The organism is Parapedobacter lycopersici (assembly GCF_040395035.1).
Classification (GTDB): Bacteria; Bacteroidota; Bacteroidia; order Sphingobacteriales; family Sphingobacteriaceae; genus Parapedobacter; species Parapedobacter lycopersici_A.
On the sequence record NZ_JBEBRB010000081.1, the window covers coordinates 1 to 10,651 of the forward strand.

At 45.6% G+C, this 10,651-nt stretch carries 13 protein-coding genes; 4 read left to right on the forward strand and 9 right to left on the reverse strand.

The window, feature by feature from the left end; all coding sequences use genetic code 11:
- Positions 1-191: 191 nt before the first annotated feature.
- From ABWO75_RS12150 to ABWO75_RS12160, 3 genes are read right to left on the reverse strand one after another with little or no spacing between them, the layout of a single operon-like run.
- Entirely contained in the window at positions 192-881 is a 690-nt protein-coding gene (locus tag ABWO75_RS12150; RefSeq protein ID WP_257656709.1) for a cell division ATP-binding protein FtsE, read from the reverse strand.
- Positions 882-884: 3 nt separating this feature from the next.
- Positions 885-1,088 carry a fructose-6-phosphate aldolase gene (locus ABWO75_RS12155; RefSeq protein ID WP_257656708.1) on the reverse strand — a complete coding sequence of 68 codons (204 nt, stop codon included), beginning with the start codon at positions 1,086-1,088 and terminating at the stop codon, positions 885-887.
- Positions 1,089-1,122: 34 nt separating this feature from the next.
- Positions 1,123-2,172 carry a uroporphyrinogen-III synthase gene (locus tag ABWO75_RS12160; protein WP_353185906.1) on the reverse strand — a complete coding sequence of 350 codons (1,050 nt, stop codon included), beginning with the start codon at positions 2,170-2,172 and terminating at the stop codon, positions 1,123-1,125.
- A gap of 164 nt (positions 2,173-2,336) precedes the next feature.
- Between ABWO75_RS12160 and ABWO75_RS12165 the strand changes: the two genes are divergently transcribed.
- Positions 2,337-2,687 carry a 4Fe-4S dicluster domain-containing protein gene (locus tag ABWO75_RS12165; RefSeq protein ID WP_257656706.1) on the forward strand — a complete coding sequence of 117 codons (351 nt, stop codon included), beginning with the start codon at positions 2,337-2,339 and terminating at the stop codon, positions 2,685-2,687.
- An 81-nt stretch (positions 2,688-2,768) separates the two neighbouring features.
- On the opposite strand, the gene ABWO75_RS12170 is transcribed toward ABWO75_RS12165, so the two are convergent.
- From ABWO75_RS12170 to ABWO75_RS12185, 4 genes are all read right to left on the reverse strand, one after another.
- Positions 2,769-3,239 carry a universal stress protein gene (locus ABWO75_RS12170; RefSeq protein WP_353185908.1) on the reverse strand — a complete coding sequence of 157 codons (471 nt, stop codon included), beginning with the start codon at positions 3,237-3,239 and terminating at the stop codon, positions 2,769-2,771.
- A gap of 123 nt (positions 3,240-3,362) precedes the next feature.
- Positions 3,363-4,001: a YceH family protein gene (locus ABWO75_RS12175; RefSeq protein ID WP_353185910.1), complete on the reverse strand. Its 639-nt coding sequence runs from the start codon at positions 3,999-4,001 to the stop codon at positions 3,363-3,365.
- Positions 4,002-4,323: 322 nt separating this feature from the next.
- Entirely contained in the window at positions 4,324-5,076 is a 753-nt protein-coding gene (locus tag ABWO75_RS12180) for a glutamine amidotransferase-related protein (RefSeq protein WP_353185912.1), read from the reverse strand.
- Positions 5,057-5,794, reverse strand: coding sequence for a YggS family pyridoxal phosphate-dependent enzyme (locus tag ABWO75_RS12185; RefSeq protein ID WP_353185914.1), 738 nt, complete (start codon positions 5,792-5,794; stop codon positions 5,057-5,059). The genes ABWO75_RS12180 and ABWO75_RS12185 overlap by 20 nt, the downstream gene beginning before the upstream one ends.
- Positions 5,795-6,129: 335 nt before the next feature.
- On the opposite strand from ABWO75_RS12185, the gene ABWO75_RS12190 reads away from it, so the two are divergent.
- Complete coding sequence (locus tag ABWO75_RS12190; protein WP_353185916.1) at positions 6,130-7,041, forward strand: helix-turn-helix domain-containing protein; 912 nt, start codon at positions 6,130-6,132, stop codon at positions 7,039-7,041.
- A gap of 92 nt (positions 7,042-7,133) precedes the next feature.
- Positions 7,134-8,333 carry an MFS transporter gene (locus ABWO75_RS12195; RefSeq protein ID WP_353185918.1) on the forward strand — a complete coding sequence of 400 codons (1,200 nt, stop codon included), beginning with the start codon at positions 7,134-7,136 and terminating at the stop codon, positions 8,331-8,333.
- Between the two features lie 233 nt (positions 8,334-8,566).
- Here ABWO75_RS12195 and ABWO75_RS12200 read toward each other — a convergent pair whose 3' ends face one another.
- Together ABWO75_RS12200 and ABWO75_RS12205 are read right to left on the reverse strand one after the other, a co-directional pair.
- Positions 8,567-9,403: an alpha/beta fold hydrolase gene (locus tag ABWO75_RS12200; RefSeq protein WP_353185920.1), complete on the reverse strand. Its 837-nt coding sequence runs from the start codon at positions 9,401-9,403 to the stop codon at positions 8,567-8,569.
- An 89-nt stretch (positions 9,404-9,492) separates the two neighbouring features.
- A complete protein-coding gene (locus ABWO75_RS12205; protein ID WP_353185922.1) occupies positions 9,493-10,059 on the reverse strand; it encodes a Crp/Fnr family transcriptional regulator in 567 nt (188 codons plus the stop codon).
- Between the two features lie 95 nt (positions 10,060-10,154).
- Between ABWO75_RS12205 and ABWO75_RS12210 the strand changes: the two genes are divergently transcribed.
- A complete protein-coding gene (locus ABWO75_RS12210; protein ID WP_353185924.1) occupies positions 10,155-10,451 on the forward strand; it encodes a hypothetical protein in 297 nt (98 codons plus the stop codon).
- Positions 10,452-10,651 lie beyond the last annotated feature (200 nt).

Here is a 10,651-nt window from a genome sequence, read left to right on the forward strand (position 1 = left end):
AATGAACTCATTTTCGTTCCTATGGTCGTTTTCGTCGTTTCTGTTTTTCTTTTGTGCCATATCAATTCACTAATCAAGTCTTGTGCCCCTGCCTCAATTTCATTGCCAATGGGAAAATACCGCCAGCCTGTCAGTTTTCTGGTTTATTAAGCTTACAAATTGACGTATGGTTTCAGGATTTGTCAGCGTTTTCATGAAGCCGTGATGGTGACATTGTCATGCAGTGCACCGTCGGCCGTTTTTACAATACGCGATGGCATATTACGGATAATCTGGTAATCGTGTGTTGCCATGAGGATGGCAGTGCCGCCCCGGCTGATTTCTTTCAGCAATAACACAATTTCCTCGGAGGTCTCCGGATCGAGATTCCCGGTTGGTTCGTCGGCCAGGATGATTTCGGGATTGTTCAACAGAGCCCGGGCAATGACCACGCGCTGCTGTTCGCCGCCCGATAGTTCGTGCGGCATTTTCTTTAGCTTGGAACGAAGCCCTACCTTTTCAAGAACATCAAGCATTCGGTTTTTGATTAATGCTTTATCTTTCCATCCCGTAGCCCGTAGGGCAAATTCGAGGTTTTTTTCCACGGTACGATCGGTGAGCAGGTGAAAATCCTGGAATACGATGCCCAGTTTCCTGCGCAGGTAGGGTACGTCACGTTCACTGAGCTTCTTCAGGTCGAACCCCGCCACCATTCCCTCGCCGCTGGCAATATGCAGGTCACCGTAAATGATTTTCAGAAGACTGCTTTTGCCACTCCCGGTTTGTCCGATAAGGAATACGAACTCACCTTTATCGATCTTGAGGTTGACATTTGAGAGCACGAGGTGCTTGGGCTGGTAGATGTCTACGTTTTTGAGTGTGATTACCGTCTCGCCAATCATATGTTATAAATCTAATTTCTTAATCTGTCCAAAGGGTAATGCCGTTACAATTTCCATAATCTGGGTTATCTTATCGCCCAGTCCGAGTTTTTCCAGCGATTTGTCCGGCCGGTCAACCCTGAAGTAGGCGAGTAATGTAAAGGCATCATCCCGGAGCTGAACGTAGTCCGGTATTTTTGCCACCCCTTTAACTTTAATGACATACATGTGACCGCAAAGTTAGTATAATTTGGCCGGATAATCAACGTTTTGCCGAGTGCTCTCCGCCGGGGTAACCTCGGTGGGCAGCCAGAAAATCAAGTGTATTCACGCCGTCGGCGTAATCGTTTAATTCCGGTTGCTGGCTGCGGCCGAAATCAAACACGGGTGTTGGTACCGGGAGCGTTCCGCCGGTGACGATGCATTGCAGCTGCGGTGCCAGGGCCGATAGCCGTGTGTGCAATTCCGCCGTCGTTTCATATTCCTCTTCATATAATACGGCAAGGGGAGAAGCGGTGCGCGCATCGCGTTTCACCAAGAGGAATCCATTGTCATAATGCGGGTCGCCGTTGATCAGGTAGATGGATTTGTTGTAATCGTAATTATTCCGGTATTTATGATGGTCAATAACCCCCGAGAATACGGCGATACCTTCGAAGAAAAGTGCAATGTCATACCCCTTAGGTAAAAAGAGCTTGGATACATTCCGGCAACCCAATCCAAAGAAATCGAAAATGTCGTGCCCCAGCCGTTGCAATTCATCGGCGGTTTCATTTCCCGTTAACACCGCGGCGCTATTGCGGTTTTTCCGGATAATGTGGGGGACCTTGCCAAAATAATACTCAAAATATCGCGCACTATTGTCGCTGCCGGTTGCAATTACGGCATCAAAGTCCTTAAGACGCTCCGTTAGCTGTATCCTGTCGCGGAAACGTGGTTCAATGGCCTGTAATTGTTCAAGCAGATGCGTGGTGAGCTGCTGGTCGGCAGCTGCCAGTTTGACCTGTATCCGATAGCCGGCGCAGAGTGCGCTTAGGATATCATGAAAACCAACTAAAGGAATATTGCCTGCCAGTATCAGGCCGACCGTCTGGTTGGTGTCGCCATCGAATGGGTAGGGGGCCAGCCAGTCGCCCAGTTGCGCTTCGGACAGATTTGCCGCAATTGCCTTCACGGCATGCTGCACATTCGGCAGGGTAAACCAGGGATTGCGTGATGCTGCGGTTTCCAACACCTCCTGCAAGTGTGGATCAGTCGATAGGAGGTATGCTCCTAAACGGGTAAAGGCTTCGATTCGTTGTTTCTTTGTCAAAATCTAATTTTTTTGGACCGGAATTACGTAATAATTGTTGTATATTTGCATCCTATAAATAGGGCTGTTCGAAAAAGACGACTAATCCCATAGTCAAATATCTTTTACTCGATCAGGCACAAAAATAAGTTTTTTGTTTTTTATCATCTATTGAAAGGAAATAAATGGCAATTAAGATAACAGATGAATGCATCAACTGCGGCGCGTGCGAACCGGAATGCCCAAACAACGCAATCTATGATGCCGGTGTAAGCTGGCGGTTCTCAGAGGGAACCGGATTAAGCGGTGTTATTGATTTTGGTGATGGCACTACCCTGGATGCAGAGGAGGAACAGGCGGCGATATCCGATGAAATCTATTACATCGTTTCAGATAAATGTACGGAATGTGTTGGCTTCCACGATGAACCGCAGTGTGCCGCGGTATGTCCCGTTGACTGCTGCGTAGACGATGAAGACGTACGGGAAACGGAAGAGGAATTGTTAGCCAAGAAGGCGTGGTTACATAACGAATAACCACCTGCAGGCTGGATTAACAGAAAGCGCCGTCCGGATACATGTCCGGACGGCGCTTCTTATTAAGGGATAAAAATAAGTTCAGCATTTGCCAGGGACAACCAAGACAGGACAATTGGCTTTCCGGATTACGCTTTCTGATACGCTTCCCGATATAAAATGATCAAATCCGGTTCGGCCATGCGTGCCCATGATGATAAGATCGGCCGCCCATTCTCCTGCCAAGTCAAGAATTTCCTGTTTGGGTGTGCCAATCCGGCTGAATGTAACGATATCCGTAATTCCGGTAAATTTTTTACTTATTTCGTCCAGCATCGATCTGGAATTCTCCTCCTGTATTTCCGTCGTTTCCGGAATAATGATCGGTTGCTGCCCCATTAACGGGTCAGCGCCATAATTGGTTGGTGCCGCCGGTTCAATGACATGTACTAACGCAACAGCCGCACCCATGGCCTTTGCGAGGTTGTATCCGTGCTGCAATGCTTTTTTCGAACAGTCGCTGTCATCGGTCGCAATCAGTATGCGTTCGTATTTTGCTGGTGTCGTATCCATAACAGAAGGGTTGATTTGTAATTTTATATGTAAATATAACAAACACGAACGGAATTTGGTTTTTTTCTCCGAAGTTTTTGGCTGAAATCCAAAAGATTAGGTCATCTCTAGGCGGACAAACATTCAGGACAACTGCCGCATCAACTGATCAAACTCTTCACGCAACGCGGCTAATTCAGCTTCTACCGTGGCCAGCCGCATTTCTACGCCGTTCGGTACGGAACCTGGCTCCGTATCGGTTTCGGGAATTTTGATGTCGCCCAATAAGTGGGCATATCGACCTTCTTTCTGGCCCGGCCGTTTGGTTAACTGCTTGATATAGGCCGGAGAAGCGTTGGCCAGTTGTTGCAATAATGACTGCAGCTCGTCCAATGTTTCAAACGCATGCATTCTTCCGATATGTGCATTGAGCTCACCCGATGTCTGAGGGCCGCGTAGCAGCAGCAGACAGATGACTGCCACTTCAGCCGGAAGTACGGGATACACCACGGCAAAATTATGCCTGTATTTTACTGCGCGGCTGGAACCGCCGGTCACCGTGGCAACAAGTCCTTTTTTCTTTAACGAATCCAGCGTAGCCATTACCGTGTCATCATCGTAATTAACCACCGGATTACGTGATGTCTTTTGGTTACAGGCTGTAACCAGGCTGTTTAGTGTCAACGGGTAATATTCAGGGGTAGTACTAGCCTTTTCCATTAAGGCACCCAGTACCCGTTGCTCTTCCGCGGATAGCTGCGGTAATGTAAGAGGTGTTTCCATAAGGTTTACCGGTATCAATGATAATACAACGAACGCCAATGCTCGCCATTGTGGCCAAAAATAGCGATTGCCTCTCGGTTTACCCAGGAAGAAGTCATTATCTTGTGCTTTTTTGGCTGATTTGTGTCGTTACAGGCATACACCCAATGGCTTTCTCTGTTCTTAAATGCTGCCAGTCAAAACCAGCTTGCTATATTCGTAGTCGTCGAATTTAGTTTTCTTAATTTATAACTGTTATAAAGTAAACTGTATAACGAAGTTTTTGAATAGAAATTTCACCAAGTTTCTGCATAGCTTCGGGTACTTCAAATAATTCACCCGGTCATATTGCCCCGTACTCCGCAGCCAGTTTATCCAAAAACAAAAATAATTGGTTGTTCATTTTGCGATAATCATGATGACGGATCTGTTCTGGTTTTTGAACAAATGGATGTGTTGTATTCTTCGTTAGGAAATCGACTTCCTCAGCGATCAACAACTCCACTACGTCCGAAGTGAATTCCATGTGGCATTGAAAACCATATACCAAATCAGTATAAGCCACTATTTGCCTTGGACAGCCTATACTTTTGGCTAACACCTTACTTTCCGCAGTTAATCCGGGCATATCGCTATGCCAATGTCCTACAAGAAGTGGAGAATCAAAATGGGAGATTTTTTTATCCGCTAATCCATGCGGTGTAAGCTCAATGGGGAAAACACCGATTTCTTTTTCAGGACTGCGCTCAAATACTGCTCCAAGGGCATTACCGATAAGCTGACATCCCAGGCAGACGCCTATTACCGCTTTCCCGGCCTGGATACATTGCTGTATTAGCCTGATTTCGGCCCTTGCATCAAAATGCGCACATGCTGTCAATGTAGTGGTTGGACTTTGTGGTCCGCCGAGCACAATGAGCAAATCCAGATTTTCTACGGTCCGGGGTAGAGGATCATACTCGTATACCCTTGAAAAGGTGACCGTGTGACTTCGCTCCCTTGCCCATGTCAGATAAGCTCCTGGCGCTTCAAAAATTTCATGCTGCACAAAATGGACTTGCATCGTTCTATCCGTTTTAACTTCTGGCGGTTTCATCCCAATAATAACGATCCGGTGTCGACCGTTGCCCGAAGATGGCAGTGCCGACCCGGATGATGGTAGCTCCTTCCTCGATAGCCGTTTCCAAATCGCCGCTCATACCCATTGATAACTCTTTCATTTCGACGTTAGGTATATTCAATGCGGTAATTTGCTGTTGAATGCTTTTGAGTAAACGGAAACACTTACGCACGCTTTCGGTATCTGCACTAAACACGCCAATAGTCATTAATCCTTTTATTTTCAATGCTTCCAATTGGGCCACCTGTTTCACCAATCCAATGGTATCGTCGGGTGCAGCACCAAATTTACTTTCCTCAAAGGAGGTGTTTACCTGGATGAGGACTTCCATTGTTTTGTTTTTAGCCTGAAGTCGCTGGTTCAGCTTCGCGGCCAGCTCAAAACGGTCAAGCGATTGAAGACAGGTAACATCATATGCTAGCAGGTCCTTGATTTTATTGGTCTGTAAGTGCCCGATAAAATGACTGTTATGCGGGATGTCCTTTAATGCCTCGTGCTTTTCCTTAATTTCCTGTATCTTATTTTCCGCTATTAGTGTATACCCTGCCGTCAATGCCACCTTAATACGTTCCGCCGAGACCGTCTTCGTTGCCAGCAGCAATTTTACTTCCCTAGGATTCCTGTCACAGTTGTTGCAGGCCGCCTGTATACGTCCGTTGATAATGGCGATGTTTTTAATGATTTCAGCAGCCATATCCTTTTGTTTTTCCTATTGATTGGATAATCGATCAATAATGCCCTGATATGCCTTCGAATATACCCTTTTTTACCCTCTTCAATCGTATAACCAGATATTTATACTTTTTTCGGGATTAGGGCGGGATATTTTTAACAATTTTCACTGAGATGTATATTGTGGATTAGGGATTATTAATTGTGAATTCGGGATTATTTTTCAACACTGCTTTTTTTTTGTTGCAGATCAAACTACGTCGCTTCTTGGGTTCGCCAGGTAACGCTAATACCCGGTAAAGTCGATACATAGATTAAGTCGCTCTTGCTAATGTTTGAATTTTGTATATTCGTGACATGGAATTCTTGGAAACCATTATCCAATATTACAAATCCACCGGGCGGATGGTGCCCGACGATCTGATCAGTTCTGGTGGAAAGTCGCAGCATTTTAATGTGTTGAAGCGGCAGAACAGTTTACGGTCTTTGCCGTTCCATCGCAGGGATTACTACAAAGTCTGTCTCTCTACCGGAGGCGCCGTGTTCCGCACTGACGAAGGAGAGGTGACCGTTGATCAACCGGTCGTCTGTTTTACAGATCCGGACATTAAGATGGGGTTCGAGTTTTATCGTGAGGCCCAGGATGGATATCTAAGTGTTTTTAATGAACAGTATCTTACGCCGGACCTAAAGCGCGAATTTATAAAAGTACAACGCGTACTTGGCGATCGGCTGTTTCCGTTTTTATTGTTGTCCAGTGAGGAGTATCATTCACTTTACGGCTACTTTCAGCTGATGGAGAAAGAGTATTGCAGCTCATTGCCATATAAGAAGGAGTTGATGTTGAGTTTTTTGAAATTGATTTTCAATACCGTGATCCGTTTCGCGAAAGCCCGCATCCAGGGTGATGAAAGATCGGAACGACCGGATCGGCTTGTGTCCCGTTTTTTGCAGCTGCTCAACGGCCAGTTTCCCATCGATGCACCGGATAGTGTACTCCGATTTAAAAATCCGGGTGATTTCGCTTTGTTATTACATGTGCATGTGAATCATTTAAATCATACGGTCCGGAAGCTGACAGGTAAATCCACCAGCCGCCTGATCCGTGAACGGGTGCTGGAAGAGGCAAAGGATCTGTTGAAAAATTCGGACTGGAATATTTCGGAGATAGGTAACAGCCTGGGCTTCGAATATGTTCAGCATTTTTCACAGTTCTTTTGGAAACATACGGGCGAGCGGCCGGGCCGGTACCGGAAAAATGTATTATGACCATGTTTGATTTTTGTATAAAATAATTTGAATCGGGTACCAGTGTGAGATTGTCTGTCCGTTAATTTTGCTACTTATTCAGGTATTCAGTTATGCAAAAAATCAAAGGACAATCTGGTGTATCTACCGTGCTGGCGTTTTTATTGATCCCGATATCAGGACTTGCTATTGATATTTACATTCCTTCGTTCCCTCAAATGGTGGAGGGATTGCATACTACCGCGGCGAACGTACGTTTAACCATGACGGTGTTCTTGGTCAGCTATGGAATTTCCCAGCTTTTTGTTGGGAGTCTGGTAGACAGTTTTGGAAGATACCGGCTGGGCATGGGGGCACTAGCGCTTTTTGCGCTGACCAACCTGTGGATTACGCAACTCAATAGCATTGAATGGCTACTGATACTACGTGTCTTTCAGGGTTTCCTGATATCCGTAATCATGGTGGCCAAGCGGTCCTATTTTATTGATGTGTATGAAGGGGAAAGACAGCGGCATTACACAAGTCTGCTCTCTATTGTTTGGTCGGCAGCGCCTATATTAGCCCCTTTCTTAGGGGGCTACCTGGAACACTTTTTCGGATGGCGGTCCAACTTTTATTTCCTCGGATGTTATGCACTGGCTTTGCTGGTCCTGGAGGGGCTTTTCAGCAGTGAGACATTACGGAAGCCACGGCCATTCCATTTATCGGCTATCCTAAATAGCTACCGGCAATTGCTGACTGCCCGGGATTTTAGTTGTGGTATCTTGGTATTGGGGCTGAGTTATTCAATGATCATTGTATTTAACATGTCAGCACCGTTTATTATTGAAAATCACTTTCATTATACCGCTCTGCAGACGGGAAACAGCGCATTGGTGTCTGGCTTGGCTCTGCTTGCGGGTGGGTTGTCCAGCAAATGGCTGATCGGGAAGTCGTTGCTTCGGAAGCTGCGGGATGGATTAGTATTGCAGCTGGGGATCGCTGTTATTATGTACGTAACAGCACCATATTTTCAAGATCTCATTTTCATGATGGTGTTTGTCGCATTACTGCATTTTCTGATGGGATATATCTATAATAGCTATTTTACTTATTGCCTGACACGGTTTCCGGCAATGGCGGGATTGTCTGGTGGTGTTACCAGCGGGGGCAGTTATATCGTGACTTCATTTGCGAGTTATGGACTCATCAGCGCAGTGAATATTTACGACGTAAGCGGACTATCAATCAATTACATTGTCTTTTCATTATTGATCGGAATATTATTGTTGTTGCTCTATCCGGTTGTTGCCAAGCGGCTTTCTGCATTTTAAATTAAGTATCTTCATTCAATGGGATGCAAAGCCAGGTTTTGTTATTGAAAAAGCCAGGGTGAACACATCAATTGGAAATATACTTGTATTAGCAGATTCAGAAGCAGGGCAGGTTAATCAACCTGGATAGCTTCATGTCCCTGTGATTTTTTGACAACTAAACCAGCAGGCAGTCATGACAGCGCGTTCAAAAACAACCCCTAGGTTGGTCTCACCTGTGAAATGCCCCATTATTAAAAATCAAGAAAGTTGGGAATCATCGCCATTAATAGATCTGTTTTTTGTGTCAATGCCGTATGCATTGTTCCCGGCAATATGGCGAGCTGTGAGGCAGGCATTGACAATTCACCTAAGCTTCCACCGCCAAATAATCGGTACAGCGTTACGACGTGCTCAGGTTGAATGATGTCCGCATCTCCGGCTATAATCAAGGCAGGAGCCTTAATATGACTGATTTCATCTGCCGACCAGTCCTGCGTGTGTTGTTCAAATGTCCTTACCTTGGCGAGATGTGCCGACCAGTCTTCGGGTGTCTTGGAAGTCCGCATGTATTCAACTTCATATGGGCTATCCTTCAATGCTTCCTGCATGAATTGCGGATTGAAGAGGGTTTTAAGGTCCGGGTGACGCCCTTTGCTCTGGTAACTAACAGAAGCCAATATGAGTTTACGGACTAGGTGAGGCCTACGCATAGCAACCTGTAAAGCTACCCCTGCTCCGGTACTATAGCCAAAAATATCTGTTTTTGGCAAGTCCAGAACGCGCAGTAATTCAATCACATCATCTGCAAAATGCTCATATGAAAGGGGGCGTCCAGGAATATCGGCTGTATGGCCATATCCCTGAAATTCAATAGCAATAACCTGTCTTTGTGCGGCGAGTAAGGGGATTAACTTTCCAAATGCTGTACCGATTCCGGAAATTGCACCTGGGAGCAGCAGGAGCGGCTCCCCTTGACCATGTACTTCATAATAGAGTTGTAATCCATTGACGTTTGCATAGTTTCCGGCGGTTTCCGTTATTGAGTCGGCTGTTTGTTCATTGACTGCCATGATTTTTGTTTTGTCCATTTGATTAAGTGTTTAATTCCTTACAAAGGTCAAAACTTACTGACAGACAAATCTTGGTCTACACCAAGTTGTCAATTTTCGGACAGGCACTAAAACGTAACGTTGTTATACAGTCTGCTAAAATTTGTCGGGTCAACGCCCAGATAGGAAGCGAGGTACTTATGCGGCACCAGTTGGAGCAGGTGGGGACTTTTTCGGCAAAACGTCTTGTATCGTTCTTCAATGCTAAGCGCACGCAGTTCAATATGCAGGTCAATCATGCCGGCAAACATGGCTTCGGTCATCCGCCGGAAGAGGCGTTCTATTTGTTGCGATTGATCGATCAGTTTTTGTAGCTGATCATAAGTGATGTACTCCAGTTCGCTGTCAGTCAAACAAACTAAAAAATATTTCGAGGGCACCTGAAAGGAAAAAGATTCAGCGATGGCGCAGAGATATGGAAAATAGGTAAAGGAAAGCGTATAGATCTTATCGCCTGTGTCAAAGTAAGCCATCTGGACACCGCTTTTTACAAAGTAGAGCTTCCGTTGAATCTGTCCGGGGACAGTAATGAAGTCGCCTTTCTTAAACGATTTGGTTTTCAGACAATCAGTCAGCAAATGATAGTCCGTTACACTGATGTCGTGAAATCGTTTGAAAAAATCATATCGTTCCATTGCAGTATACCTGTTTCCAAATATATATAAATTGCTGATTTATATGCCAGGGATACCGCTTTGTCGGAGGTGTAAATGACCGTTCCGGCCATGTGATGATTGGGGTCAGCTTACTTCATTTGCCGGTGACCCTGCAGGGGTGGCGCCCGAACACCTTGCTGGCAGATTTCCTGCGGATGGCCAGGGGTTGGCTTCGGAGATTCATCGGTGCTTGGTCGGTACTTGCTTGGAAAAATCCCGAAGCCGGCACGACCAAGCACCGACCAAGCACCGATGAATCTCCGAAGCCGACCCGAAGCCAATACGAAGCCATCCACAAAAAACGGATAACGTACCCGATCGTAAGGGCCGTATCACAAATGGTGAAAAACCCGCAAATGACCGGCCGCTAGTGACAAGAAGAAGAATAATAAAACAAAAGAGATAAATATGCCGTCAAGCTATTCTGGAAACCTAACGGCTGGCATTCATATCTCCAATTGGTCATTAAAGTAATTAATTAACAAGGTACTTATCAATGAAAGCGAGGGTTAACTTAAGATCTGACGGGATGTGTCAAGATACTTGCTTAATCTTTTGTGTTGCACACAAA